Raw genomic sequence first — 25894 nt, forward strand, 5'->3', positions numbered from 1 at the left:
GGCCCAGGCGGCGTCGTCAGCGCGATTCGGGGCGCGAGGAGTCGTCCTCGCAGGTGCCCGCCTTGGTGTTGGCCACCTTCCACTCCGCGCCGGGGAACGGGCTCATGAAGTGCGTCAGCAGGTCCACCGCGTAGTCCGGCACCTGCCCGCCGGGGTCGAGCAGCGAGACCATCTGCGGACCGTCGGCGCCGCGCAGGGTGATGGTGTTCTTGCGGCCCCCGGCGACGAACCCGGGCTTGGCGTCCACCGTCAGGCAGGCCACGCTGAACCCGGCGGCCTTGATCTCCTGTTTGGCGCCGATGCGCCTCATCCGCTGGTCGTAGCGGCGCATGGCGAGGGACTTGGTGCCGCCGATCCGTACCGACTCGTGGAAGAGGTCGTTGCCGATGTCCCTGCTCAGCCTGACGTCCAGGGAGACGTCCGGCCGCAGGTCGACCCCGTCGGCGGAGAGCTTCAGCCGTCCGTACTTCCCCTGGAAGGCGGGCGCCACGTAGCCGAGCGCGGGAGGAGCCTTCATGCCGAACGGGATCTTGCCCGGTCTGATCCGCAACCACGACATGCCCTGCACCGACAGCGAGACGTCATTCACCGAGCTCCTGCCGAGCCCGAACTGCCCGGCCACCTGGTAGGTGAGGAAGCCCTTGGTGTGCGGGACCTCCTTCTTCACCGCGATGCGCTGCTTGGCGACCGGATCCATCCGCAGCCCGGCGCGCAGCGTGACGCGCCCGCTGGGCACGGGCCTCGAGACGAGGTCGAGCGACTGGTCGGGGTTCATGCGGACGGTGGTGTCGGAGGCCAGGTCCCTGACCGCGACCGCGACGTCCCCGAGGCGGCCCTTCGGATCGATCAGACCGCCTTCCACCCCTAGGTAGCCGTCGAGGGTGTTGACGCCGCCCAGCGCCTTGTAGGTGACGGCCGGCACGCTGAACCCGGCGCCCGAGGCGTCGGCGTCCACCCCGAACCGGGCGGGCACGTCGGAGAAACGCAGCTCGCCGGTGCCCTTGCCGGGCAGGGTGACCTTGGCGTTCAGCCGCTTGACGGCCGCGGAGTTCGTCACGCGGATGCGGGTCTTGGCGCCGTACGTGCCCTGGACGGCCACGGCGGCGGGCACCGGGTCGATCGCGACCTTGCCCCGTACCCCGCCCGACTCGGCGTGCACGTCGAGGCTGCCGAGGGTGGCGGCCGGCTCGATGCGGTAGCCGGCGTTCACGGCGTTGCCCTTGGCCACGTCGAACGGCCCCAGCGCCATGCTGGTGATCTTGGAGGGCAGCCCGGTCAGGGTGGCCCTGGCCTTGATCGGGACGGGCGCCAGCACGGAGCTGGCCAGGTAGACGCCGAGGCTCTTCCGCTTGGGGGCGAACCCGGAGAACGCGAACGTCTTGCCCGCGAGGTCGACGGAGACCTGCTGGGGCAGCCCGGTCACGTCCAGGTAGCCCTGGAGCCCGTAGCAGCCGCGCTGCGGCGTGCAGAAGGGCCCGGGCGAGCAGCCCTTCGACCCGGTGGCGCAGCCGCCGTCCACCAGGGACACGCCGCCGCCGGGCAGGGCGGGGGCGGCCCGCATGCGGTCCAGCGCGGCGACCTTGCCGAGCCACGCGCGGGCACGCACGTCGAGCTGGGAGCCGGCGTACGTGAGCTTGCCCCCGGCGGAGGTGACGGCCAGGCGGCCGGGCGCGGGCCCGAGCGAGCCGATCAGGCCGAAGCGGGTGTCGCCCCGCGTGATGTCGGCGTCGACGGCGAGGGTCTGCTTGGCCGAGCGGAAGTCGGCGCTGAAGCCCTCGGCGGCAGGCGTGAACTCGACGTGTTCGAGCCCGTTGACCAGCACGCTGGCGTCCATGTCGCCGGAGGCCTGGTCGTAGTGCGCGGCCAGGTGGGGGCCTGTGGGCGACTTGGCGGCGTCGTGGTTGGTGAAGGCCAGCTCGGCCGTGCCGACGGGGCCCGACCGGCCGCGGAACCGGTACGACGTGGCCTGCCACGAGGCGTCGAAGCGGGCCGGCACGTCGCGTACGTCGGCGGCGGCCCGGACGTAACGGTCGCCGAGCTTGACCCTGGCCAGCGCCGTCACCTTGTCGATCGGGGCGTCGGCCGTCCAGGTGAGCGTCCTCGCCTTGGTGTCGGCGACGAGCTCGGCCTCCTTGCGCAGGCCCTTGGCGGTCGCCTGAAGGTCTTCGCCGGTCGGCTTCTTCACGTACGCTCTATTGGCATAAATCCGCAGTTCGTCGAGCTTTTTGGACGTCGCGATCCGCATCGTGGACCGTTCGCCCAGCTCCCAGGACGCGTTCACGTCGTCGCGCACGCCCATGAGCGTGCCGTCCACGGTGGGGCCCGACTTCAGGTTGGCGTAGGCGGCGTGGATGCGCTTGATCTCGCCGCTGGCCTGGAAGGCCGCCTTCCTGGCGCCCGGGTCGAGGGTGAGGTCGACGGTGGCGGGCGTGTTGGAGATCTCCATCCTGGCCACGTGGGTACCGTCGAGGCTGGCCGCCCCGGTGAACGAGTTCCCGCTGGAGTCGACCTCCAGGTGGGCGTGCGGCTTGCCCCCGTACGTGACGTCGAACGCGGACAGGCCCGACAGCAGCGCGGACACCCCGACGGCGGAGCCGTTCTTGATCATGGTGACGTGGCCGCCGCGCGGGCTGGAGATGGCGCCCCCGTCGCGCTGCAGGATCGCCTGGAACTTGCCGACGGGCGAGCTCGTCCGGTGCGTGACCTGGTGCTTGGTCAGGTCGTTGACCAGGCGCACCTTGGCGGGCAGTGCGCTCAGCTCCGTCTTGATCACGGTCTGGGACGCGTTCCTGTCGTAGTAGAGCAGGCTGGCGGCCCCGGCGCGTGACCGGCCCTTGCCGGTGACCGACACGGCCTGCTTGCGCTTGCCGGAGTCGTACTTGGCCACGAGGGAGCGCGGGACCCGTTCAAGCTCGGCGCTGACCACCTTGGCCAGCCGCCCGTCTCGGTAGGTGAAGGAGTTCAGGAAGGCGCGCGCCACGCTCGACGAGCTGTTGAAGCGGATCGTCCCGCCGGACAGGCGCACGTCGGCACGGGCGGCCATCTTGTCGAGCACCGCGTGGACGAACCGGCGGCCGTTCACCGCGAGCGCGTCCAGTTTGGCGGGCGAGGAGGCGGAGACGTCGAGCGTGGGGGTGTCGAGCGCGGCGTTGACGGTCAGCTTCTCGGTGGCGGGCGTCTGGCGCAGGCTCACCGCGCTGCTCCCGGTCATGCCGGCGATCATGGCCGCGGACGCGCCGGGCTCCTTGCGGGTGATGCTGGCCTTGACCCGCCTGCCCTCCATGTCGACGGTGAAGTTCCCCCAGTCCCTGGCCGACAGGGAGGATCCGCGCTTCAGCCCGTCGAACCCGACCGACACCTTGCCGTCGTACTCCGCCCAGACCCGGGCCTTGAGGTTGTCCCCCGACAGCCGCCTGACGACGAAGCCGAGCCCGACGGAGCCGTTGGCGGGACTGGCGGTGGGCACCAGGTCGGCGGCCAGGTCGGGCTTGGAGTCCCCCGTGACGTCGGCGGCGACCGGCACGCCGACGGGCTTGGAGATCGAGCAGGACACCGGCACGGTCTCGCTCTCGACGCAGAGCCGGTACGTCAGCCCCGGCACGGCCTTGCCGAGGTCGTCGAAGGTCTTCAGCACGGACGCCAGCGGCTTGACCAGCGTCAGCGTCTCGGCGTTGGAGGTGTCGGGCAGCACGTCGCGCGTGTCGGGCGCCCCGGCGCCGAGCCCCTGTTCCTTCTGGACGGCCGCGGCCTTGGCGGCGATCTCCTGGACGAGTCCCGGGCCGGCGGCCGTGGTCACCTCGGGCGCGTCGGGCCCGACCCCGTCGTCGCCGGCGGGCCGGAGCGCGAGCGACTCGCGGGTGGGCACGGTGACCGTGGCGGGCGCCGGCTCCTGCACGGCGGGCACGGGACGGGCCTTCGCCGCTTCCCTGTGGACTGCGGCTGATGCGACCCCCGCTGGTGCGACCTCGGTTCGTGCGGCGGCCGGCGGCACGGCCACCAGGATTGCGGCACTTGCGATGGACGTCGAAGCGAGCACGCGCAGCAAGGCGTGCGGCATGTAGCGTTCTCCCCGGACCGGTTCAATTCATCCCATCAGAAACATAGGGAACGAGCCGACCACATCTCTCACTGGCCGTCAAACCGGTTCCGACCTTGGAACTCCAGTTTTCTGACCCGGGAACTCACGCAGAGTCACGACCGCCGGACGCACGAGGCCTGCCGGAGCGCGTCAGCGCTGGTAGGGGTGGAGCCGCGGCCACCAGCCGGGCACGTGCGAGCGGTAGTCGTCGCACGACAGCGGCGGGGCTTCGGCGCATGAGACGACCGCTCCTCAAACGCTCAGGCGACGCCGGTGTCCTGGCCGATCACGGTGAAGCGGTCGGCCGCCAGGCCCACGGTGGCGCCGGTGGGCAGCGGGCGGCGGTGCTCGAAGGAGAGCAGCTCGCCCCCGGGCAGTTCGGCGACCGACTCCCTGGAGCTGCCCTGGAAGCTGCTGCGCACGACCTTGCCGGTGAACAGGGCCTGGCCGTTTTCGACGATGCGCAGGTCCTCGGGCCGCAGCGCCACGTGCACGGCGGCCCCGGCCTGGCCGAGCGGCCGGCCGAACCCGACCTTGCCGCCGCTGGGGAGCGCGAGCTCGCCGTCGTCGGTGACCTGGCCGCGCAACAGCGTGACGCTGCCCACGAACGAGGCCACGAACGTGGTCTCCGGCCGCTCATAGACGTCCTCGGGGGCGCCGATCTGCTCCACCCGCCCGCCGTTCATGACGGCGACCAGGTCGGAGATCTCCAAGGCCTCGTCCTGGTCGTGGGTGACGTAGACGGCGGTGATGCCGGTCTCCTGCTGGATGCGGCGGATCTCCCTGCGCATCTCGACGCGCAGCCTGGCGTCGAGGTTGGACAGGGGCTCGTCCATGAGCAGCACGTCGGGTTCGAGGGCGAGCGCCCTGGCCAGGGCCACGCGCTGCTGCTGGCCGCCGGACAGCTGGCCGGGACGGTGCTGCTCCCTGCCGGTGAGCCCCACCATGGCCAGGCCCGCGGCGACCTTGTCCGCGACGGCCTCCTTGGACAGCTTGCGCAGGCGCAGGCCGTACGCGACGTTCTCGGCGACCGTCATGTGCGGCCACAACGCGTAGCTCTGGAAGACGAACCCGATGCGGCGCTTCCACACGGGGACCTTGGCGATGTCGCGCTCGCCGAAGCGGATGGCGCCCGTGTCGGCGGTCTCGAACCCGGCGATGATCCGCAGCAGCGTGGTCTTGCCGCAGCCTGACGCGCCGAGCAGGGTGGCCAGCCGCCCCGACGGCACCGACAGGTCGACCGACTCGAGCGCGGTGGTCTCCCCGAACGTCTTGGAGATCCCTTCGATGCTGATGTCCATTGATGAGCTCCGGATCACAGGGAGACCGTCTTGTAGCGACGGCGCAGCAGGTAGAGCGGGACGTAGACGGAGACGAGCAGCACCGTGGTCATGGCCGAGGCGACGCCGAACGGGCTGCCCGGCTGCATCGCGTTGGTGAAGATGACCACGGTCATGGTCACCCAGGGCACCGCGTACAACATGACCGTGGCCGACAGCTCGGTGATCATCTGCAGGAATCCCACGGTGCCGCCGGAGATGACGGCGGGCCTGATGATCGGCACGACGATGTCGCGGAAGCTGCGCCGCGGCGGCGCGCCCACGCTCATCGCGGCCTCCTCCAGCGACGGGTGCACCTGACCGAGCGCGGCCTCGATGGACTTCATCACGTACGGCAGCCGCCGGATGAAGTACGCCACCACGATGATCAGCGCGGTGCCGGTGAGGATGACGGGCAGGTGGTTGAAGGCCAGGATGAACCCGATCGCGAAGACCGTGCCCGGCAGGATGTACGGCACCATGACGAGGTTGTTCAGCAGCGGGCCGGAGACCCTGAACCGTTTGCGCGCCACTATGTAGGCCACCACGACGCCCATCACGAGCGCCATCAGGCAGGCGATGCCGGCGAAGACGAAGCTCAGCACGATGGGCTGCAGCGACTCCTCGAACAGCCGCCGGTAGTTCTCCAGCGTCGGCTCCCACTGCAGGATGCCCGACTGCCAGCGCAGGAAGCTGGTGAGCAGCACCACCAGGTGCGGCACGAACCCGAGCAGCAGCGCCGTCCAGACGCCGATCAGCACCAGCGCCCTGGGGCCCCGGCGCAGCTCGCGCAGCGGCTGGTCCCTGCCTCCCGTCACGGCGAACGAGCGTCTGGCCACGATCCTGCGCTGGGCCACCAGCGCCAGCCCCGAGACGAGCACCATCATGAGGCTCGCCGTGGCGGCCACGCCGGGACTGGCGGCGACCTCGGACATGAAGTTCTGGTAGACCACGACCGGCAACATCGAGTAGCCGCCGCCGATCAGCATCGGCGTACCGAAGTCCGCAAATATCCGCATCGCTGCCAGGTAGCAGCCGGTGGCGATGGCGGGCACGGCAAGGGGCAGCGTCACCTTCCAGTGGGTGCGCCACGGGCTCGACCCGACGGACGCGGCGGCCTCCTCCAACGCCGGATCCACCGCCCTGAGGGCGTCGTACACCATGAGGAAGATCAGGGCGAAGGTGAACCACACGCCGACCCAGATGATGCCGCCGACACCGAGAATCGACTCGAACGGCAGCGGCAGGCCGGCCTCCCTGGCGGCCTTGGTGATGATGCCGCCGCTGCCGAGCAGCAGCAGCCACGCGTACGCGCCCAGGAACGGCGGCGAGGTGGTGGCCATCGTGAGCATGGTGAGCAGGCCCTGCCGGCCGGGGATGCGGTAACGCGCCATGACGAACGCGAACGGCACCGCCACCAGCGCCGCGCCCGCGCCCACCGACAGGCTGACGACCACGCTGTGCACCAGCGGCTCGGTGAACCGCGCGTCGGTGACGAACGCGCCGAACCTGGCGAGCGTGAACGCGCCCGCGTCGTCGGTGAACGCCGCCCTGACGATCCACAACTGCGGGTAGACGATGAAGATCAGCAGGATGAGCAGCGCGGCCAGCCCGGCGAGCCGCCACGGGTCGCGCCAGTTCGACCGGGGCCGGCGGCCCGGCCGTCCTCGCGCGGTCGTGGAGGCCGCCATCAGCCCGCGCTCTTGACGGCGTCGTCGAACTTGGCGAGGATCTCGTCCTTCTTCTCCGCCGCCCACTTCTCGTCGACGTCGGCCCGCTTGAGCTGCTCGACCGGCGGCAGGCCCTTCGGCGCGGGCACGTCGCCGCGCGAGGAACGGCGCTGCACCTCATCGACCATGATCTGCTGGGCCTCCTTCGACATGAGGAAGTCCACGAACGTCTTGGCGGCCGCCTCGTGCTGTGCGCCCTTGATGACGCCGGCGGAGCCGATCTGGCCGGACACGCCGTCCTCGGGGTAGATCAGCTTGATCTTCGCGCCGGCGTCGATCCACTTGGCGCCCAGGTCCTCGTTGATGAACGAGGTGCCCACCTCGCCGTCCTTGACCATGTTGAACATCGCGGTCGAACCATCGAGCATGCGGGCGTTCTTGACAAAACGATCGACGTAGTCCCAGTCGTGCAGGGTGACCATGGTGGTGAGCAGGCTGTAGGAGGTGCCCGAGGACTTGGGCGTCGCGAAACCCACCTTCCCACCCGCGTACCCCGGCTCCGCCAGGTCCGCGAACGTCTTCGGGTGCCCGGCCGCGTCGGGGAACTTGTCGGTGTTCACGGCGATCGCCTGGAAGAGCAGGTCGGTGGCGTGCCAGATGTGGTCGGGGTCCTTGGCCACGGTGGCGGCGTCGTTCGGCAGCTCGACGGGGGCGATGAGGTCGGCGTTGGCGGTGTACAGCTCCGACGAGCCGCCCCAGATCACGTCGCCGAGCGGCCGGTCCTTCTCGGCCCGCACCCGGGCGAACGCCTCTCCCGTCCCCGGCAGGCCGATCCTGTTGACCTTGATGCCGGGGTGCTTGGACTTGAACGCGCCGAGGATCGGATCCGTCACCTCGGGACCGCTCACCGCATAGAGCGTCACCGTGTTGTCGTCGCCGCTCTGGCCCGCGGTCGCGTTGTTGGTCAGCACGCCCGCGCAGCCCGTGAGGGCCAGTGTGAGCAGACCGGCGCCGAGCGTCGTGGCATACCGCATGAACTGTCTCCTGACACGAGGGGGTTTCAGCCGTCGGCGCGCACCCAGACCGGGTTGCCCGCGGCCCGCAGCGAGCTGTGGTCCCGGAGGGAGCTCGCCCAGAACTGGGGATCGTTCCTGCCGGGGTCGGCGTGGACCTCGGCCCGGTAGCAGGCGCCGAGCTCGGGGCCTGCGCCGAGCCGGTCCTCGACGGTGATCCGCTGCCACTCCCCCGGCTTGTCGGCGGCGGGGACGACGTTGATGAGCAGCCCGTCGCGCAGCACGAACACCACGACCGGCTCGTCCGCCCGCACGTCCACGTCCACCTGGACCCGCCCGCCGGGCGCCGTCGCCGTTCCGCCCATGGGGGCGCCGTTGACCTGCATGTCGATGTCCGCGCCCCGCCAGACGTACACGCGCCCGCGCCGCAGGCCGTCCACGACGCCGCGCTCGCTGCCCTCGTCCGCGTGCACGACGGTGACCACCTGGCCGAGGGCCTGTTCCGGGTCGGACGGGTCGTGACAGTCGCTGCCCGCCACGCCGATCACCCGGTGCCCGGAGGTCAGCAGACGGTCCCACAGGCCGATCTGGGCGTCGTTGTTGGCGCCCTGCTGCAGGTGGGCGATCTCGATGAGATCGACGGCGTCCCAGGGGGTGTCGAAGCGCCGCCAGGCCTGGTCGCCGCTGAAGGCGTGGTTGACGCAGACCAGGCCGCCCTGCTCGTGCACATCGGCCGCCACGTCCACCATGGTGTGGCCGGGACGGTCGACGTAGGTGTCGACCCAGCGCGTCAGGCCGTGCAGGTTGGCGTGACCGCGGTGACTGGTCAGCTCCATGGAGTGCAGCAGCACGACACCCCCGCGACCGCGGTCGTCGTCGCGGCGGTCGCGGCCGTCGTGGTCGCGGTCGTCGCGGTCGTCGATGTGGTGGTCGAGGTCGGGCCAGTGGGCGGCGGTGAAGTGGTCGGTGACGGCCAGGAAGTCGAGGCCCGCTCCCCTGGCGGCGCGCACCAGGTCGGCGACCGGCCGGCGGCCGTCGGAGTGGGTGGAGTGGCTGTGCAGCTCGCCGCGGTACCAGCCGGTCCCGCCGATGGGCTCCCGCAACCGCGCCTCCCGGCCTGCCGAGCGTGTCGCGGGGGCCGCGCCGGTCGCCGGGGTCGCGTGCACGGTCAACGTGTACGGAGCCGGCGCTTTGTGCCGGTCGAGGTCGAGCCGTACGGTCCAGCGGCCGGCGGGGACGGGCCCGGCGACGCAGCCGGGACCGGCCCCGTCCGTGCCCACCCTGATCACCAGCCGGCGCGGTCCCGGACCTCCTGGGCACTGGACGTGGCCGCGGAACGTGCCGTCGGGCTCCAGCAGCACCGCGTAGATCTGCACGACGTCGACGATCTTGTCGTACTCCAGCACCAGCTCCAGCTCGCCCACCCCGTCAGGGACGTCGAGCGGACAGTGCAGGTAGTGCAGGTCGAACGCCGGCTCCGGCAGGGTGGTCGCCACCGAAAGCAGCTCGGTCCGGCCGATCATGCGGTGCCCGCCTCCGTCCTGTCTGGATGGTTAATGCTTTCTATCCATCAGATGAACGGCATGTCAACGCTTTGTTAAGACATAAGGGCAATCTGTTGTCTACCCGTGAGCCGGCGGCACATCGCCTCCACCTGCTCGCCCGTGAGCACGGCCGGCCCCGCGACCAGTGCGGCGGTCTGCGCGGCCCGGCGGCGGGCGTCGGCGGGGGCGTCGGAGCGGCCGTGGCCGCGCAGGTCGTACGCGACCAGCCGGGCTCCCGGGAGGTGGCGGCGCAGCGGCTCCCAGTCCAGCGGGGAACGGTTGGCGCCGTGAATCAGCACGACGTCGGGCCCGTGCCCGCCGTGGTCGGTCACCGCGAGGCGACCGGCGGGGCCGTCGATGATGGTCGTTGTCGTCTCGTGCGAGTTTGTCACGGTGTGTCTCTCATGCTCAGTCGGTGTGATCGCCGTCGGCTGGTGCGGCGCGTTCGCGGTTCAGGCACGCAAGGTCTTCAGGAGGAGCTCGCCGAACTCGGCCGGGTGCGTGGTCAGGCCGATGTGCCCGCCGGGGAAATGGACGAGCTCGGCGCCGAACCGCCCGGCCAGGTAGGCGGCGGGGCGGTAGGGCAGTTCGCCGCGCGAGTCCTGGCCGCATGCGAGCACGAGCCGGTCCGACAACGCCGCCAGCCGCTCGACGTCCGGGACGTACGACATGAAGGCGGGAACGATGCGCCCGACGAAGTACGGCAGGCCCGCCATCGTCTGCTCGGCCCGCGCCGCCGCCTGCGGCGGGAGCTGCGTCTCCGCCGGCGGGGCAGGCGCGGCCTGCGCGGCGCCGCCTTTCCGCAGCCCCGCCGCGAACACCGACATCGCGGGCATGACCCCCTCCGCCTCGAACGTCTCCCGCACCCGCGCGATCAGCGCACGATGCCCGGCGGCGTCGGGCAGGACCTCCACGACCGGCGGCTCGTGCGCGACGACGCGTTCGACGCGCCGCGGATGGGCGGTGAGCAGGTGCAGGGAGACGATCGCGCCGGAACTCGCGCCGAAGACGCGGGCGGGCTCATCGGGCGACAGCAGATCCAGCAGCCGCAGCGCGTCGTCGGCGTGCTCGGCCACCCGCTGTTCGGCCTCGGGATCGTCGAGCGTGCTCCGGGCGATGCCGCGCGGGTCGTAGGTCGCGACCGTGTAGTGATCGGCCGGGTCTCCCGCGACGCCGTCGAACGACGCCGCGCCGCCCGACCCGCCGGGGATGAGCAGCAGGAGCGGGCCCTGGCCGCGCACCTCGTAGTGCAGGCTCGCGCCGTCGACACGCAGCTTGCCGGTCGTCGGGTCTGTCATGACGGAACTCCTTCTCGCGGTTGACCGGTCGCCGAGCCTAGGGGGCATAGGTTCGAACCTAGAGCTCCTAGGTTATCTTGAGAACCCCCAGGAAAGAAAATCGGCCCGACCAGGCCTCCGCCGGCTCCTTCCCGGACAGCACGACGACGCCCCGGCACCGGATGCCGGAGGCGACGCGGACAGAGAGGGCTATCCGTGGGCGGTGTGCGTACGGGGGTCGCCCGTGACCTGGCGGCTGTGCGCCAGCAGGGCCGGGTAGTCGGTGGCGATGCCGCCGAGGACCGTCGCGACGGCGTTCTCGACCTGCTCCGCCGTGATCGGCGCGTGCCCGAACAACGCGCGGTAGTGCACCAGCGAGCCCAGCAGGTCGAGCACCAGGTCGCGGTCGAGGTCGCCGCGCAGGTCGCCGCGCGCGACCGCACGCTCGATCATCTCGGCCACCGCCGCCCTCGGCGGCTCGAACAACGTCGTCATGAACGTCTCGCGCGCCCGCGGCTCGGCCGCGCAGTCGGCGAACAGCGGCCCCAGCACGCCGGGCCTGATCCGGCGGAACGCCGCGACGAAGACGTTGATGCCCTCGTTGAGATCGCAGAGCGTGCAGCCGGTGTCGGGCGTGCGGGCGGTGCCGAGCCTGGTCGCCAGCGCGGCCAGGACCAGGCGCCGCCGGTCGGGCCAGCGGCGGTAGATCGCCGGCTTGGTCGCGCCCGCCCGGCGTGCGACCTCCTCGATGGTGAGCCGGGCGTAGCCGGCCTCGTCCAGCACGGCCAGCGTCGCGTCCAGCACCGTACGGCCGATCTGCGGGTCGCGCGGGCGGCCGGCACGAGGGGCCCGCCCTTCCTGACGTGGTTGCACGGTTCCGAGTCTAGCTCTTATGTTACGTTACGACCCGTAATGTTATGAGGAGGATCCCCGATGAACGAACTCTCCGTGACGGTGCTCGGCCTCGGCGCCATGGGCGGCGCCCTGGCCCGGACGTTCCTGGAGCACGGGCACACGACCACGGTCTGGAACCGTTCCCCCGCGAAGGCCGCCCCCCTCGTGGTGCGCGGCGCGCGGCACGCGGGCACGGTCGCCGACGCGATGGCCGCGAGCGATCTCGTGGTCCTCTGCCTGACCGGCCACGACGCGGTCATGGAGGTGCTGGCCGCCGGGGGCGCCGCCGCGGCCGGGCGTACGGTGGTCGACTTCACCACCGGCACCCCCGACGAGGCCCGCGAGACCGCCGCGACGGCCGGTGAGCACGGCGCCGCCCACCTCGGCGCCGTCATCCAGGCGAGCCCCGCGGACCTCGGCACGCCGGATGCCACGCTCATCTACAGCGGCCCGGCGCGGGTGTTCGCCGACTGCCGCCCGGCGCTGGAGCCGCTTGGGACGACCCACCATGCCGGCGGGGACCCCGGCCAGGCCGGGCTGTACGACCTCGCGCTGCTCGGCCTCTGGTACGACACCACGTTCGCCTACCTGAACGCCCTCGCGCTGGCCGGCGGCAGCGGGGGCGTCGCGCCGGAGACGTTCGCGCCGTTCGCGGCCAAGCAGATGGGGTACGTCGTCGCGGCGGCCGAGGAGACGGCCCGCGAGGTCCGCGACCGCGCCTACCCGCGCGGCCCGGCCTCCCTCACCGAGCACGCGCCGGTGCTGGAGCACCTCGTCCGGCTGCGTGCCTCCGCCAAGCTCGGCACCGCCCAGCTCGAAGACCTCCTGACGTTGGTCGAGCGGCGCATCGCCGACGGCCGCGGCGAGGAGGGTTTCACGGGCATCGTGGAGGAGCTCGCACGCTGACCCGCACGGCCAGTCGCCTTTGCGCGGCCGCGCGCCTGGTGCAGTGTGGGGATGAGCCTTCAGAGCCGGCCGAGGGGAGTCACCATGCAGGCAAGCGTCGGCGACGTGCTGATCGTCCATGGTCATGTCGTGGGCCAGGGAGACAGGAAGGGCGAGATCATCGAGGTCCGCGGCCCTGACGGCACTCCGCCCTACGTCGTCAGGTTCGAGGACGGGAGCGAGCACCTCGTCTTCCCCGGGCCCGACGCGGTGGTCCAACCAGCTTGATCAGCCGTTCTCCAGGGCGTCGAGGGCCTGCTCGATGCTGTCGCCCGTGCCGAGCGCGACCTCGGCGCCCTCCTGGTCGCGCACGCTGGCGGTGATCCGGCCGTGCGCGTCGAGGGCGAGGACGATGGTGCCGCCACCGAGCAGCATCACGTCGGCGGTGGGCAGCGTGCGCGGAGCGGAGCCGTCGGTCAACCCGGCGGCCGCGACCAGGGCGGCCACGGGCCTGCGGTGCCGGGACAGCAGCACGGGCTCGTGCTCGTACGGATGCGCGACCTGGCGCACGAGGTCGCCGAGCTTGGCCCGGGCCGTCGACAGCGGCACCAGCGGCAGGCCGCTCAGCACTCCGGGCACCGCGGACAGCGGCACCAGCGCGGCCCATTCCCAGCGCTCGCGGGTGATCAGCGTGGTGGTGCCGCTCCTGGCCTCCCGCACGAGCGAACCCCAGCGGGCGCGGGCGTCCTCCACGCCGAGCGGCACGCCGAGGCGGGCCACGAGTTCGTCGTACGCGGGCCGTTCCGTGTCGATCATCCGCAGATCGTAAGCCCCCTTACGAAATTTCCGCAAGCCGCCTTACAGAATCCGTTCCCCGCACCCTGAGCACGGTGACCGTCATGCGGCGTGACGCCGAGCTCAACAGCGCGGCGCAGCAGAGCCACGGCCTGCCCGGACCGCCACAGGTAGCCTAGATGGCGCCTGGAGGGAGTCTCGCGCCGCGCGAAAACCTGTCGAGCTCGTACGACCCGGCTGGCTACCGTTTTCCCGTGAACGTTCACCTGGAGACCGAGCGGCTGGTCCTGCGCCGCTTCACCGAGGCCGACGAGGACCTGCTCTTCGACCTGCACAACGATCCCGAGGTCATGCGTTACCTCAACGGCGGCAAGCCGACGCCGCGCGAGGTGATCGCCGGAGAGACGCTGCCCGCGTTCATCGCGGCGGACTTCCTCGCCACCCACGAGAAGTCCTCGGAGGCGTTCATCGGCTGGTTCCACCTGCGTGCTCCCCGGGGCATGCCCGCCGACGAACCCGAGCTCGGCTACCGCCTGCACAAGTGGGCCTGGGGCAAGGGGTACGCCACCGAGGGCTCGCGGGCGCTGATCCGCGAAGCGTTCGAGAAGCTGGGCGCCCGCCGGGTGTTCGCTCAGACGATGGCCGTCAACCTCGGGTCACGGCGGGTCATGGAGAGGTGCGGGCTGACGTACGTCCGCACGTTCTTCCAGGACTGGCCCGACCTCATCGAGGGGTCGGAGCAGGGCGAGGTGGAGTACGAACTGCTGCGCTCAGCCTGGCGGCCGTCCCGCTGACCGGCGTCCGTCGGTCAGCCGCGTGGAGCGAGACCTGGTGCACTGGTCTGACCAGTGACTAGGGTGCCTCATATGAGATATGACGCGCTGTTCCGCCTGGACGGGCGGCGGACCGTGGTGATCGGGGCGGGAAGCGGCATCGGCAGGGAGGCGGCGCTGGCGCTGGCCGCCCACGGGGCCTCCGTGGTGTGCGCGGACCGCGACCTGCCCGCGGCCGAGGAGACCGCCGCGCGGTGCGCGGGCAGCGCGCGGCTGGTCGACGTCCTGGACCCCGAGGCCGTACGCCGCCTCGCCGACGAGGAGCCCGCCGACGTCCTGGTGTTCACCGCCGCGACCAATGTGCGCAAACGGCTGCTCGACTACACGGGCGAAGAGTTCGACCGGGTGGTGGGGCTGAACCTGCGGGGCTCGTTCGACGTGATACGCGCGTTCGGCGCGGGCATGGTGGAGCGGGGGCGCGGCTCGATCATCGGGTTCGCCTCGATCCGGGCGTCCGTCACCGAACCAGGGCAGAGCGTCTACTCCGCCACCAAGGCCGGGCTGGTGCAGCTGCTGCGGACCGCCGCGGCCGAGTTCGGGCCGCACGGGGTGCGGGTGAACGCGATCGCGCCGGGCGTGGTGGAGACGCCGCTGACCGAGCAGATCAAGAACGACCCGGGCTGGTACGACGCGTACGCCGCCAAGAGCGCGCTCGGCCGGTGGGCGGGGGCCGAGGAGATGGCCGGCGCGGTCGTCTACCTGGCGGGCGACGCGGCCAGCTTCGTCACCGGCTCGGTCCTGCACGTGGACGGCGGCTGGACCGCCGTCGACGGCCGCTTCGACCCCCCGAACTGACCCCGCGCCAGGGTCCCGGCGCATGCGGACGGGTGGGCCCGCGGCGACCGGCCGATCCGGCGGCACGGGTGAGGTGTCAGGACGACCTGGCGATGTGGAGGGCGAGCCGGGTGCGGTCGCGCAGATGAAGTCTGCGCAGGATGCAGGAGAACCGCCTCGCGGCGCTTCTGTGCGCAGCCGCCTACGCCGCCCGCCAGAGGCGGCGAAGGCGGGTCACGCCTGCGGCCGGATGATGGCCATCCTGGTGACGGTCAGCTCCTCGATCGCGAACCTCGGGCCCTCACGGCCGGAGCCCGAGTCCTTCACGCCGCCGTACGGCATGTTGTCCGCCCTGAAGCCCGGCACGTCGTTGACCACCACTCCCCCGGCCTCGATGCGTTCGATGGCCGCGAACGCCGTGGCCAGCGACCGGGTGTAGACCGCCGCGTGCAGGCCGTACCGTGAGGCGTTGACCGCGGCGAAGGCGGCGTCGAGGTCGGGCACGGTACGCACGCACACCACAGGACCGAAGATCTCCTCGTCCCAGGCGGCGGCCCCGTCGGGGACGTCGGCGAGCACGGTGGGCGCCAGAGCGCGGCCGACGCGGTGCCCGCCGGCGATCGGCTCCACCCCCGAACCGGAGATCCACGCGAGCACGCGGTCGGTGGCGGCCTCGTCGATGAGCGGGGCGACGCGGGTGCCCGGCAGCCGGGGGTCACCGACGGTGACGCTCTCGACGCGCTCGGCCAGCAGGGCGAGGAACCGGTCGCGTACGGGCTTTTCGACCAGCACCCGCTGCACCGAGATGCACGCCTGGCCAGAGGCGTAGTAGCCGCCGCGCACGACCGCGTCGGCGGCCGCCTCCAGGTCGGCGTCGGCCGCCACCACGAGCGCCGCGTTGGAGCCGAGCTCCAGCAGCACCTTGGTGGGGGCGGCGCCGCGCGCGATGGCGTGGCCGGCAGCGGCCGAGCCGGTGAACGAGACCGCGCCGATCCGCCGGTCCTCCACCAGGGTCCTGCCCACCTCGACGTCCCCGGTGACGAGCTGCACGGCGGCCGGAGGCAGCGCGCCGGCCGAGCGCAGCAGATGGACCAGCCAGAGCGTGGCCAGCGGGGTCGCGGGCGCCGGCTTGACGATCACGGGGCAGCCGGCGGCCACGGCGGGGGCGATCTTGTGGGCGGCGAGGAGCAGCGGGTAGTTGAAACCGGTGATGCCGACGACGACGCCGATCGGCCGGCGCGTCCAGAACCCGATCAGCCCCTCCCCCGACGGCAGCAGGTCGAGCGGCACGGTCTCGCCGTGCAGCCTGGCGACCTCCTCGGCGGCCGTGGCCAGCGTGACCAGCGTCCTCGCGACCTCGACCTTGCAGTCGGCCAGCGGTTTGCCGGTCTCCAGGACGAGAAGCCGCTCGAACTCCTCGCGGGCCGCCTCCAGCGCGTCGTGGGCGTGCGTGAGCGCGGCACGCCGGGCGTGCGAGGGCAGCCCCGCCATGGCGGGGGCGGCGGCCAGCGCCGCGTCGAGCGCCTGCCGGGCGTGCGCCGCCGTGCCCTGCGGGGCCGCGGCGACCCGGCTTCCGTCGTAGGGGAAGATCACGTCGGTGGTGACCGCGGTCTCGGCCCATCCGTCGCCGATGGGCAGTCCGGCGGGCCAGGCTTGCTCGATGCTCATGGCTCTTTCCGTAGGGCGCTGGGAAACACGTCGAGGTACGCGGGCGCGCCCTCGCGGCCGGTCGCGGTCAGCACGGCGTGCGCCACCGCGCGGCTGAACACGTCGGCCACCGCCGCCAGGGCGTCCTGGAGCAGGTCGTGGCCGGGGGCAGGGCGGACGCGGGTGGCCAGGGCGAAGATGGTGTCGCCGTCGGTCATGGTGTGCGCCGGCCTGATCGCCCTGGCCAGGCCGTCGTGGGCGACGGCTGCCAGCTTGCCGCACTGGGCCTTGGTGAGGGTGAGGTCGGTGGCCACCACGCCGATGGTGGTGTTGAACGACGGAGCGTTCTCCGGTCGCCAGGCGGCGGCCTCCTCCGGCGTGGGCGGCCCGAGCGGGAATTCGCCGGGGAGGCCGTACCTGGCGCCGGCGAGGGTGGCGTCGGCCGGGTCCAGCACGGAGCCCGCGGCGTTCACGACGGCCAGGGCGGCCACGGTGGCGCCGCCCGGCAGCACGGCACTCGCCGTCCCCACGCCTCCCGCCAGCCCGCCCGCCACGGCGCCGGTTCCGGCCCCGACCGACCCGTTCGCGCCCGCCGGCGCCGTCGTACACGTCACCCCGCGGCCGGATCCCCCGCCGGACGCGGACCCGCCACCAGGACCGGACGTGCCGGCGGGCCGGAAGGCGGGACCTCCAGGGGAAGGGGCGGTGGTGACCGGCCGAGGGGAAGGGGTGAGGGCGGCGTCGTACGCCGCGGCGCCCAGGGCGGCGTCGGGGACGGCGCGGAACGTGCCGCCCCGGCCGAGGTCGAAGATGACGGCCGCCGGAACGATCGGTACGGCACCGCCCTCCACCGGATACCCGATGCCCGCGTCGGCGAGCCGGTCCACGACTCCGCACGCCGCCCCCAGCCCGAACGCGCTGCCGCCCGACAGCACCACGGCGTGCACCCGTTCCACGAGGTTGCGCGGGTCGAGCAGTTCCGTCTCCCTGGTTCCCGGCGCGGCCCCGCGTACGTCGACCCCGGCCACCGCGCCCTCGGCGGGCGCCACGACCACGGTGGTGCCGGTGCGGTGCCCGCCGCCGACCCGCTGCGCGTGGCCGACGCGCAGGCCGGGGACGTCCACCAGGGAGTTGGCGGGGCCGGCGCGCATCAGTGGTCCCCGGTCAGAAACCGGCGGGCGGCCTCGGCGAACACCTTGGCGCACTGGACGATCTCGGCGACCTCGACGAACTCGTCCGCCTGGTGGGCGATCCACTTGCCGCCCGGCCCGTAGACGACGGAGGGGATGCCACCCCAGTGGGTCAGCACGGTGCCGTCGGTGGAGCCGGGCACGCCGCCGTACACCGGTTCCCGCCCGGTCACGGTGCGGTGCGCGGCGGCCAGCGCGGCCACCACCGGGTCGGCAACGGGCACGTCGACCGGCGGCCGGTCCACCAGCGTCGACACCTCGGCGGTGATCCCGTCGCGGCCGGCGAGCGCCGCCACCCGCTCGGCGATGACCTTGTGCTCGACCCCGGGGATGGTCCGCACGTCGATGAAGACGGAGGCGACGGCGGGGATGACGTTGACCTGTTCCTCGGACCCGGCCCGCAGCACGGTCGGCGTCACGTAGACCTCGCCGAGGTGCTCGTGCGCCGGATGCAGCGTCTGCAGCTCGTCCTGCAGGGCCCGCAGGCCGGCGAGCAGCTCGGCCACGGCCTGGATGGGGTTGCGGCCGTGCTGCGGCATCGCGCCGTGGGCCATCTTGCCGGTGAGGTCGGCGCGCAGCCGCAGGGCGCCCTTGGCGACGGCGCAGATCTCGCCCGCCTCGGGCTCGGCGACGATCGCGCCGTCCACGTCGGCCGCCAGGCCCTCGGAGACGAAGTGGTGGGCGCCGATCATGAGGCCCTCCTCGTCGGCCAGGGCGCACACCTTGATCCGGCCGGGGAACGGTCCAGCGAGTTGCAGGGCGCGGGTGGCGTACAGGGTGGCGGCCAGCCCGGACTTCATGTCGGCGCTGCCCCGACCCCACAGCCGCCCGTCGCGGATCTCGCCGCCGAACGGGTCGACGGTCCAGGTGGACAGGTCGCCCTCGGTCACCACGTCGGTGTGGCCCTCGAACATCAGGGTCGGCCCGTCGCCGCCGCCGCCCTCGACGACCGCCACGACGTTGGGCCGTCCCGGCGCGGCCTCGTACACGACCGGCTCCCAGCCCCACTCACGCATCTTCGCCGCGACGAGCTCGGCGGCGGGCCGCTCGTCACGGCCGCGCGCCGGGTCGTTGGTGCTGGGAATCCGCACCAGCGCCTGCGTGAACTCCACCACGCCGCCGGCGTCGACCTCGATCACCACAAACCCTCCAATGTCGGTACGGCCCGCAACAACTCCTGCGTGTACGGGTGGGCGGGCGCCTCCCAGACGTCGTCCACGGGCCCGGTCTCCACGATCTCGCCCGCGTTCATGACCGCGACCGTCTCGCACACGTGCCGCACCACGGACAGGTCGTGCGAGACGAAGACGAGCGTGAGGCCCAGGTCGTCGACGAGGTCGGCGAGCAGGTTGAGGATCTGCCCGCGTACGGACACGTCAAGCGCGCTGACCGGCTCGTCGGCGACCAGCACCTGCGGCCGGGGCGCGAGCGCGCGGGCGATGGCGATGCGCTGCCGCTGCCCGCCGGAGAACTGGTGCGGGTAGCGGTCGGCGGCCTCGGGCGGCAGCCCGACGTCGGCCAGCAGCTCCTTCACCCGGTCGCCGGCCGGGAGGCCGAGGGCGACGAGCGGCTCGGCGACGAGGTCGCGTACGCGCATGCGGGGGTCGAGCGAGCTCATCGGGTCCTGGAAGACGATCTGGAGGTTCTCGCGCAGGAACCGCAGCCGTTTCTCCGGCCGGCCGGAGATCTCCTGCCCGTCGAAGCGGATGGAGCCGCTGGTGGGCCGGTCGAGCGCGCACAGCAGGCGCAGGAGCGTGGACTTGCCCGAGCCGGACTCGCCGACGATGCCGAACCGCTCGCCGCGCCGGATGGTCAGCGACACGTCGCGCAGCGCGTGGACGGCGGCGCCCGGCCTGGTGAGCGAGGTGCGGGGCCGGTGGTAGACGCGGTTGAGGCCGCTCGCCTCAATCAGCGGGGTGCCAGCATGCGAAGGCATGTCCCTCTCCTGTCAGCGCCGGCGCCGCCTCGCACGTGGGGGTGGCGTGGGGGCAGCGGTTCCTGAACACGCAGCCGCCGGGGAAGCGGCCCGCCGGGGGGACGCTGCCCTGGATGGTGGGCAGCCGGGTGCCGCGCGGGGTGAGTCTGGAGGCGGCCAGCAGCCCTTCGGTGTAGCGGTGGCGAGGGCGGGTGAAGACCTCGCGGATGGATCCGCTCTCGACGACGCGGCCGCCGTACATGACCAGGACCCGTTCGCAGACGGAGGCGACGACGGCGAGGTCGTGGGTGATGAGCAGCAGCGCGGGCGCGACCTCGGCGATCAGTTCGAGCATCTGCTTCTGCACGGTGACGTCGAGCGCGGTGGTGGGTTCGTCGCAGATGAGCAGGCCGGGGCCGTTGGCCAGGGCGATGGCGAGCATGACGCGCTGCCGCTGGCCGCCGGAGAGCTGGTGCGGGTACGCGCGGGCGACCTGTGCCGGCTCGGGGAGGCGCACGCGGTCCAGCAGCGCGACGGCGCGTTCACGGGCGTCGTGGCGGGGCGTGCCGTGCAGCGTCATGACCTCGGCGACCTGGGCGCCGACGCGCATGAGCGGGTTGAGCGCGGTCATGGGCTCCTGGAAGACCATGGACACCTCGCGCCCGCGCAGGTCCTTGACCCGGCTCTCCGGCACGCCGACCAGGTCACGTCCGCCCAGCCGGGCCGTGCCCGAGGCGGTGACGTCCTCGGGGAGCAGGCCCATGAGCGACAACGCGGTCAGCGACTTGCCCGACCCCGACTCCCCGATGAGGCCGACGCGCTCGCCGGGCGCGATCGCGAACGACACCTCGCGTACGAGCTCCAGCGCCCCTGCCCGGACGCTCAGCCCTTCGACCTTCAGCGTGCTCACCGCTCCTCGACCCTCCTCAGCTTGGGGTCCAGGTGGTCGCGCAGGCCGTCGCCGAGCAGGTTGAAGCCGAGCACGGCCAGCGCGATGGCGAGGCCCGGCCAGAGCGCCAGGCGCGGGGTGGAGAACAGCAGCTCCTGCGACTCCTGCAACATCCGGCCCCACGACGGCGTGGGCGGGCGGGTGCCGAAGCCGAGGAACGACAGCGCCGCCTCGGCGAGGATCGCGATCGCGAAGGACACCGACGCCTGCACGATCAGCATGGAGCCGATGTTCGGCAGCACGTGCCGCACGGCGATGGCCGGCCGCCGGCGCCCCGCCGCCCTGGCGGCCAGGACGTAGTCGGTCACCATGATCTGGAGGGTGGCGGCGCGGGCAACCCGGGCGAACGCGGGCACGGTGGCCACCCCGATCGCGATCATCGCGGTGAGCGTGCCGGCTCCGTAGACCGCGCCGAGCATGACGGCGAGCAGCAGGGCGGGGAAGGCGAACACCAGGTCGTTGACCCGCATGATCAGCTCCGAGAGCCAGCCGCGCGGCGTCATCCCGGCGATCACGCCGAGGGGGACGCCGAGCGCGGCGGCGATGCCGACGGCCACGACGCCGACGTAGAGGGTGGTGCGCGCGCCGACCATGAGCTGGCTGAAGGTGTCGCGGCCGAACTTGTCGGCCCCTAGGAGGTAGCCGCCGCCCGGCTCGCGCAGTTTCCGCGCGGCGTCCACGAGCGTCGGGTCGTGCGGCGTCCAGAAGAACGACGCCACCGCCGTCAGCACCACGAGCCCGACGAGCGCGCCGCCGGCGACCAGCCCGGCGTTCGCCCTGCCCCTCATCGTGTCCTCCGGTTCACCGCAGAAGCCTCGGGTCGAGCAGGTGGTAGGCGACGTCCACCACGAAGTTGATCAGCAGGACGGCCGCCACCAGCACCATCACAACGCCCTGGACGAGCAGCAGGTCCCGCCCGGCGACGCCGTTCAGCAGCAGGTCGCCGAGGCCGGGGATGACGAAGACCCGCTCGACCACGACCGCGCCGATCAGCAGCGTGGCCAGTTGCAGGCCGAGCACGGTGACCACGGGGACGGAGGCGTTGCGCAGCCCGTGCCGCCACAACGCGCCCGTGCTGCCCCGCCCCTTGGCGCGGGCGGTGCGCAGGTAGTCCTCCCGCATGACGTCGAGCACGGCGCTGCGCACGTAGCGGGTGAGCACCGCGCCCTGGACGAGCCCGAGCGACGCCCACGGCAGCAGCAGGCCGCGCAGCCACTCCCCCGGGTCCTCGGCGAAGGGCACGTAGCCGCCGGACGGCAGCGCCTGGGCCTGCACGGCGAACACGTACACCAGCAGGATGCCGGCCAGGAACGCGGGGATGGCGATGCCCACCTGGCTGGCCGCGCTGATCACCGCGCCGAGCGGGTCGCGGTGGTGCACGGCGGCGAACGTGCCCAGCGGCACCGCGAGCACAAGCGCCACCGCCATGCCGCCGAGCACGAGCACGGCCGTCACGCCGAGCCGGTCGCCGATCTGCGGGCCGATGGGCGAGCTGGTCACGTAGGAGGTGCCGAAGTCGCCCTGGAGCAGCCCTCCCGACCAGTCGAGAAACTGCACGACGGGCGGCCGGTCGGTGCCGAACTGCTCGCGCAGCGCGGCCACCGCCTCGGGCGTGGCGTTGACGCCGAGCGCGATCTCGGCCGGGTCGCCCGGCAGCAGCGACATGAACGCGAACACGACCACGGCGGCCACGGCGATGCCGGCGAGCAGCACCGCCAGTCGTTTGAGCAGGTAGAACGTCACTGCTTGGCGAGTGCGGTGAAGTCGAAGGACTCCGAGATGGCGTTCTTCGGCAGGCCGGTGACGCCCTTCTTCGCCACGATCAGGTTGGGGAAGAGGAAGAGCCAGTCGGCCGCGGCGTCCTCGGACAGGAGCTTGGCGGCCTGCTTGAGGTCGTCGCTCTGCTCCTGCTCGGTGCCCCGGTCGGCGGAGGCGAGGAGTTCGCCGAACTCGGGATTGTCGTAACCGAAGTAATACGACTTATCAGCGAAAATCCCCATGTCTCGGGGTTCGACGTGGTTGATGATCGACAGGTCGTAGTCGCCCTTCGTGAACACCTGGTCCAGCCAGCGGGCGGGGAACTCCAGCGGCTCGATCTCGGCCGTGATGCCCACCTGGGCCAGCTGCGACTTGACGACCTGGGCGCTGCTCACCGCGTACGGCAGGTTGGGGATGCGCATCTTGACGTTGTACGTCTTGCCGCCGAGCAGCTGCTTGGCCTTGGCCGGATCGTACGGGTAGTCGCCGGTGCGGTCTTCGTACCAGGGGTCGGTGGGCGGCACCATCGAGCCGATCAGCCCACCGCGCCCCGCCCAGGCGGTGTCGAGCAGCGCCTTGTGGTCGATGGCGTGCCGGACCGCCTGCCTGACCTTCTTGTCGTCGAACGGCGGGCGGGCGTTGTTCATCGACAGCACCACCTCGCCGTTGGTGGTGCCCTCGATCACCTCGAAGCGGTTGGGGTCGGCGAACTGCTGCAGAGACTCCGGCGCCTGCACGCTGGAGATGACGTCGATGCCGCCGGTCAGCAGCGCGTTGTTCATCGCCGTCGCGTCCCTGAAGTATTTCAGCGTGATCGACGACAGCGGGGGCTTCGTGCCCCAGTAGGAGGGGTTGGCGTCGAGCTGGACGGAGTCGCCGCGCCGCCACGAGCCGAGCACGTACGGGCCGGTGCCGACGGGCTTGTTGGCCAGGTCGGACACCCCGGTGCGGCTGAACATCGCGCCCAGCCTGGTGGTCATCGAGTAGAGGAAGCCGTTGCTCGGCTGCTTGAGCCTGACCACGGCGGTGGTGTCGTCCTTCTTCTCCACCTTGTCGACGACGTCGAGCTGCGACTTGATCTTGAGTTTCCAGTCGGACTGCACCCGGTCGAGCGAGAACACCACGTCGTCGGCGGTGAACGGCGCGCCGCTGGAGAACGTGACGTTGTCGCGCAGGGTGAAGGTGTAGGTCTTCCGGTCGTCGGAGACCTCCCACTTCTCGGCCAGCAGCGGCACGATCCTGCCCTCCTGGTCGAGCTTGACCAGGCCCTCATAGACGTTGACGAGCAGCGCCTGCGGGATCGCGGCGCCCTCGGTGGAGGTGAAGTCGAGGTTCGCCGGTTCGGCCACGAACCCGACGGACAACGACTGCGCCTTGGGGGCGGACCCCCCGCCGTCGCCGCCGCCGCAGGCGGCCGTGCCCAGCAGGAGACCGCCGACGGCGATCCAGATGCCGATGCGCCTCATGTCTTCAGCCTCCTGGCTAGTGCACTGGTCGGACCAGTAGGCTGCACATTGCCAGTCGTCGGCGGCTCGGGTCAAGGGGGATTGCATGGGTGGTCCGCGGTTCGAGCCGGTGCGTGCCGTACGCGCCTACGAGCGGGTCGTGGAGCAGGTCGAGGAGGCCATCGAGAGCGGCTCGCTCAGCCCGGGCGAGCGGCTGCCGAGCGAACGCGAGCTGATGGTGCAGTTCTCGGTCAGCCGATCCACCGTGCGCGAGGCGCTTCGGGTGCTGCAGGCGCGCGGCCTGGTGCGCTCGCGTCCCGGCGATCCCCACGGGGCGGAGGTGCTGCCGTTCACGCCCGCCGCCCTGCACAAGTCGATGACCACGCTGGCCAGGGTCGCGGAGCTGTCGCTGGCCGAGCTGGTGCAGTTCAGGATGGTGCTCGACTCGTCGGCCAGCCTGCTGGCCGCCCGGCTGCGCACCGACGGGCAGCTCGCCGAGATGGACGCGGCCGTCGGGCGCATGCGCGCCGCGGCCGACCACGACGCGTTCGTGGCCGAGGACGTCGCCTTCCACGACGTGGTGGCGCGGGCCAGCGGCAACAAGCTGATCCAGATCTGCACGGACGTCGTCCGCTCTATCGTGCTCGGGCTCGTCTCGGAGAAGCTCGCCGCCGCCCCCGACAAGCGGGCGCTGATGCGGCAGACGATCGAGCACCACGAGGAGGTGCTGGCCGCGGTGCGCGCCGGCGACGGGCCGCTGGCCGCCCGGCTGACCCGCGAGGCGATGTACGACTATTACGCGGACTACGTGCCGGCCGGCGAACGTCCGGCCCTGCGGGCGCTGCTGGAGTGATCGCGCTGACCCCGCACTGGGCTCCTGACGGGGAGCGGCGAATGTTATCTTGCCCACGTGCCGCTCGATGATGGGGACGCGTTGCGCGAGGCGTTCCTTCGTGAGCCGCGCCGCTACACCAGCCACCAGGTCGCCGACATGGCGGGAGTGCCGGTCTACCGCGCGCGGCGGCTCTGGCGCGCCCTCGGGCTCCCCAACGTGGCCGACGACGCGGTCGAGTTCACCGACTCCGACGTCGAGGCGCTCAGGACGATGTTGCGCATGGTCGGCTCCGGCGCCTACGACGAGGAGCACATGCTGCTGATCGCCCGCTCCATCGGCCGGGCCACGACCAGGCTGGCCGAGTCGCAGGCCGAGGTGGGCGTGGAGTCGCTCGACCAGGCGGGCGTGCCGCTGGAGGAGCGGCCGCGGGCCTGGCGCAGGCGGGCCGAGCTGGTGGTGCCCGACCTGGCGCGGCTGCTGGTCTACGCCTGGCAGCGCCAGCTCGCCGCCGCCGCGGGGCGCATCGCGGGCCAGGACATGAGCGCGGTGCGCCTGTCCGTCGGGTTCGCCGACCTGGTCGCGTTCACCCGGCTGAGCCGGCAGATCACGCTGAGCCAGCTGGCCAGTCTGGTCGACCGGTTCGAGGGGCGCTCGGCCGACATCGTGACCTCGTCCGGCGGGCGGGTGGTCAAGACGCTGGGCGACTCGGTGTTGTTCGTGGCCGACGAGGCGCACGTGGCGGCGGAGATCGCGGTGCGGCTGGTGGAGACCCACGCCCGGGGCAAGGACATGCCGGAGCTGCGGGTGGGGCTGGCGGCCGGGCCGGTGATGTGGCGCATGGGCGACGTGTTCGGCACCACGGTCAACCTGGCCAGCAGGCTGACCGCGCTGTCGTTGCCCGGCACGATCCTGGCCGATCCGCAGCTGGCGGAGGAACTGGAGGACGACCGGGCGTTCCGGCTGCGGGCGGTCGACCGGCTGTCGGTGCGAGGGCTGGGCGAGCTGGTCCCGTTCACGGTCACGCGCGCCGAGACCTCCTGACCGCGGCACCCCGGCCTGGCGACCCCGCGGCG

The 25894-nt window shown here is 72.2% G+C and carries 23 protein-coding genes; 6 read left to right on the top strand and 17 right to left on the bottom strand.

The window, feature by feature from the left end; translation table 11 throughout:
• Positions 1-16 precede the first annotated feature (16 nt).
• The 8 genes from GUY59_RS16405 to GUY59_RS16440 form a co-directional block, all read right to left on the bottom strand.
• Positions 17-3904 carry a hypothetical protein gene (locus tag GUY59_RS16405; RefSeq protein ID WP_138203326.1) on the bottom strand — a complete coding sequence of 1296 codons (3888 nt, stop codon included), beginning with the start codon at positions 3902-3904 and terminating at the stop codon, positions 17-19.
• Between the two features lie 434 nt (positions 3905-4338).
• The gene (locus tag GUY59_RS16410) at positions 4339-5379 is read right to left on the bottom strand and encodes an ABC transporter ATP-binding protein (RefSeq protein WP_138203325.1); all 1041 of its coding nucleotides are present in this window, start codon (positions 5377-5379) and stop codon (positions 4339-4341) included.
• Between the two features lie 14 nt (positions 5380-5393).
• On the bottom strand, positions 5394-7088 hold the full coding sequence (locus GUY59_RS16415) for an ABC transporter permease (RefSeq protein ID WP_138203323.1): 1695 nt from the start codon (positions 7086-7088) through the stop codon (positions 5394-5396).
• Positions 7088-8101, bottom strand: coding sequence for an extracellular solute-binding protein (locus GUY59_RS16420; protein ID WP_138203321.1), 1014 nt, complete (start codon positions 8099-8101; stop codon positions 7088-7090). Before GUY59_RS16420 ends, GUY59_RS16415 begins: the two co-directional genes overlap by 1 nt.
• Positions 8102-8127: 26 nt before the next feature.
• Complete coding sequence (locus GUY59_RS16425; protein WP_138203317.1) at positions 8128-9603, bottom strand: CehA/McbA family metallohydrolase; 1476 nt, start codon at positions 9601-9603, stop codon at positions 8128-8130.
• A 74-nt stretch (positions 9604-9677) separates the two neighbouring features.
• Positions 9678-10016, bottom strand: coding sequence for an alpha/beta fold hydrolase (locus GUY59_RS48725; RefSeq protein WP_201760948.1), 339 nt, complete (start codon positions 10014-10016; stop codon positions 9678-9680).
• 60 nt (positions 10017-10076) lie between these two features.
• Complete coding sequence (locus GUY59_RS16435) at positions 10077-10922, bottom strand: alpha/beta fold hydrolase (RefSeq protein ID WP_138203315.1); 846 nt, start codon at positions 10920-10922, stop codon at positions 10077-10079.
• A gap of 189 nt (positions 10923-11111) precedes the next feature.
• A complete protein-coding gene (locus tag GUY59_RS16440) occupies positions 11112-11774 on the bottom strand; it encodes a TetR/AcrR family transcriptional regulator (RefSeq protein WP_138203313.1) in 663 nt (220 codons plus the stop codon).
• Between the two features lie 60 nt (positions 11775-11834).
• On the opposite strand from GUY59_RS16440, the gene GUY59_RS16445 reads away from it, so the two are divergent.
• Complete coding sequence (locus GUY59_RS16445; protein WP_138203311.1) at positions 11835-12701, top strand: NAD(P)-dependent oxidoreductase; 867 nt, start codon at positions 11835-11837, stop codon at positions 12699-12701.
• An 84-nt stretch (positions 12702-12785) separates the two neighbouring features.
• Positions 12786-12968: a DUF1918 domain-containing protein gene (locus GUY59_RS16450; RefSeq protein WP_138203309.1), complete on the top strand. Its 183-nt coding sequence runs from the start codon at positions 12786-12788 to the stop codon at positions 12966-12968.
• Here GUY59_RS16450 and GUY59_RS16455 read toward each other — a convergent pair whose 3' ends face one another.
• Entirely contained in the window at positions 12969-13496 is a 528-nt protein-coding gene (locus GUY59_RS16455) for a type II toxin-antitoxin system prevent-host-death family antitoxin (RefSeq protein WP_138203307.1), read from the bottom strand.
• A 233-nt stretch (positions 13497-13729) separates the two neighbouring features.
• On the opposite strand from GUY59_RS16455, the gene GUY59_RS16460 reads away from it, so the two are divergent.
• A complete protein-coding gene (locus GUY59_RS16460) occupies positions 13730-14269 on the top strand; it encodes a GNAT family N-acetyltransferase (RefSeq protein ID WP_138203304.1) in 540 nt (179 codons plus the stop codon).
• A 72-nt stretch (positions 14270-14341) separates the two neighbouring features.
• Positions 14342-15103, top strand: coding sequence for an SDR family NAD(P)-dependent oxidoreductase (locus GUY59_RS16465; RefSeq protein ID WP_138203302.1), 762 nt, complete (start codon positions 14342-14344; stop codon positions 15101-15103).
• 213 nt (positions 15104-15316) lie between these two features.
• Here the strand turns inward: GUY59_RS16465 and GUY59_RS16470 are convergent, their stop codons facing one another.
• The 8 genes from GUY59_RS16470 to GUY59_RS16505 are packed head-to-tail and all read right to left on the bottom strand — an operon-like array spanning position 15317 to position 24007.
• Positions 15317-16750: an aldehyde dehydrogenase family protein gene (locus GUY59_RS16470; protein ID WP_138203300.1), complete on the bottom strand. Its 1434-nt coding sequence runs from the start codon at positions 16748-16750 to the stop codon at positions 15317-15319.
• Complete coding sequence (locus tag GUY59_RS16475) at positions 16747-17880, bottom strand: P1 family peptidase (protein WP_161714570.1); 1134 nt, start codon at positions 17878-17880, stop codon at positions 16747-16749. Before GUY59_RS16475 ends, GUY59_RS16470 begins: the two co-directional genes overlap by 4 nt.
• On the bottom strand, positions 17880-19058 hold the full coding sequence (locus GUY59_RS16480; protein ID WP_252375196.1) for a M20 family metallopeptidase: 1179 nt from the start codon (positions 19056-19058) through the stop codon (positions 17880-17882). The genes GUY59_RS16475 and GUY59_RS16480 overlap by 1 nt, the downstream gene beginning before the upstream one ends.
• On the bottom strand, positions 19055-19855 hold the full coding sequence (locus GUY59_RS16485; RefSeq protein ID WP_138207443.1) for an ATP-binding cassette domain-containing protein: 801 nt from the start codon (positions 19853-19855) through the stop codon (positions 19055-19057). Before GUY59_RS16485 ends, GUY59_RS16480 begins: the two co-directional genes overlap by 4 nt.
• A complete protein-coding gene (locus GUY59_RS16490; protein WP_138207445.1) occupies positions 19824-20744 on the bottom strand; it encodes an ABC transporter ATP-binding protein in 921 nt (306 codons plus the stop codon). The genes GUY59_RS16485 and GUY59_RS16490 overlap by 32 nt, the downstream gene beginning before the upstream one ends.
• Positions 20741-21571 (bottom strand): ABC transporter permease, encoded by an 831-nt coding sequence (locus tag GUY59_RS16495; RefSeq protein ID WP_138207447.1) that lies wholly within the window; start codon positions 21569-21571, stop codon positions 20741-20743. The genes GUY59_RS16490 and GUY59_RS16495 overlap by 4 nt, the downstream gene beginning before the upstream one ends.
• Positions 21572-21584: 13 nt before the next feature.
• Complete coding sequence (locus GUY59_RS16500) at positions 21585-22526, bottom strand: ABC transporter permease (protein WP_138207449.1); 942 nt, start codon at positions 22524-22526, stop codon at positions 21585-21587.
• Complete coding sequence (locus tag GUY59_RS16505; RefSeq protein WP_138207451.1) at positions 22523-24007, bottom strand: ABC transporter substrate-binding protein; 1485 nt, start codon at positions 24005-24007, stop codon at positions 22523-22525. The genes GUY59_RS16500 and GUY59_RS16505 overlap by 4 nt, the downstream gene beginning before the upstream one ends.
• A gap of 85 nt (positions 24008-24092) precedes the next feature.
• On the opposite strand from GUY59_RS16505, the gene GUY59_RS16510 reads away from it, so the two are divergent.
• Both GUY59_RS16510 and GUY59_RS16515 read left to right on the top strand, forming a co-directional pair.
• The gene (locus tag GUY59_RS16510) at positions 24093-24839 is read left to right on the top strand and encodes a FadR/GntR family transcriptional regulator (protein WP_138207453.1); all 747 of its coding nucleotides are present in this window, start codon (positions 24093-24095) and stop codon (positions 24837-24839) included.
• Positions 24840-24896: 57 nt separating this feature from the next.
• Positions 24897-25862, top strand: coding sequence for an adenylate/guanylate cyclase domain-containing protein (locus tag GUY59_RS16515; protein WP_138207455.1), 966 nt, complete (start codon positions 24897-24899; stop codon positions 25860-25862).
• Positions 25863-25894: the final 32 nt, after the last annotated feature.

It is taken from the genome of Nonomuraea sp. K271, from assembly GCF_009908215.1.
Taxonomy (GTDB): domain Bacteria; phylum Actinomycetota; class Actinomycetes; order Streptosporangiales; family Streptosporangiaceae; genus Nonomuraea; species Nonomuraea longispora.

Bases quoted from the DNA above. Each gene is read 5' to 3' on its own strand.
- GUY59_RS16410 (WP_138203325.1), bottom strand. From the start codon at position 5,379: ATGGACATCAGCATCGAAGGGATCTCCAAGACGTTCGGGGAGACCACC.
- GUY59_RS16415 (WP_138203323.1), bottom strand. From the start codon at position 7,088: ATGGCGGCCTCCACGACCGCGCGAGGACGGCCGGGCCGCCGGCCCCGG.
- GUY59_RS16420 (WP_138203321.1), bottom strand. From the start codon at position 8,101: ATGCGGTATGCCACGACGCTCGGCGCCGGTCTGCTCACACTGGCCCTC.
- GUY59_RS16425 (WP_138203317.1), bottom strand. From the start codon at position 9,603: ATGATCGGCCGGACCGAGCTGCTTTCGGTGGCGACCACCCTGCCGGAG.
- GUY59_RS16435 (WP_138203315.1), bottom strand. From the start codon at position 10,922: ATGACAGACCCGACGACCGGCAAGCTGCGTGTCGACGGCGCGAGCCTG.
- GUY59_RS16445 (WP_138203311.1), top strand. From the start codon at position 11,835: ATGAACGAACTCTCCGTGACGGTGCTCGGCCTCGGCGCCATGGGCGGC.
- GUY59_RS16450 (WP_138203309.1), top strand. From the start codon at position 12,786: ATGCAGGCAAGCGTCGGCGACGTGCTGATCGTCCATGGTCATGTCGTG.
- GUY59_RS16455 (WP_138203307.1), bottom strand. From the start codon at position 13,496: ATGATCGACACGGAACGGCCCGCGTACGACGAACTCGTGGCCCGCCTC.
- GUY59_RS16465 (WP_138203302.1), top strand. From the start codon at position 14,342: ATGAGATATGACGCGCTGTTCCGCCTGGACGGGCGGCGGACCGTGGTG.
- GUY59_RS16470 (WP_138203300.1), bottom strand. From the start codon at position 16,750: ATGAGCATCGAGCAAGCCTGGCCCGCCGGACTGCCCATCGGCGACGGA.
- GUY59_RS16475 (WP_161714570.1), bottom strand. From the start codon at position 17,880: ATGCGCGCCGGCCCCGCCAACTCCCTGGTGGACGTCCCCGGCCTGCGC.
- GUY59_RS16485 (WP_138207443.1), bottom strand. From the start codon at position 19,855: ATGCCTTCGCATGCTGGCACCCCGCTGATTGAGGCGAGCGGCCTCAAC.
- GUY59_RS16495 (WP_138207447.1), bottom strand. From the start codon at position 21,571: ATGAGGGGCAGGGCGAACGCCGGGCTGGTCGCCGGCGGCGCGCTCGTC.
- GUY59_RS16505 (WP_138207451.1), bottom strand. From the start codon at position 24,007: ATGAGGCGCATCGGCATCTGGATCGCCGTCGGCGGTCTCCTGCTGGGC.
- GUY59_RS16510 (WP_138207453.1), top strand. From the start codon at position 24,093: ATGGGTGGTCCGCGGTTCGAGCCGGTGCGTGCCGTACGCGCCTACGAG.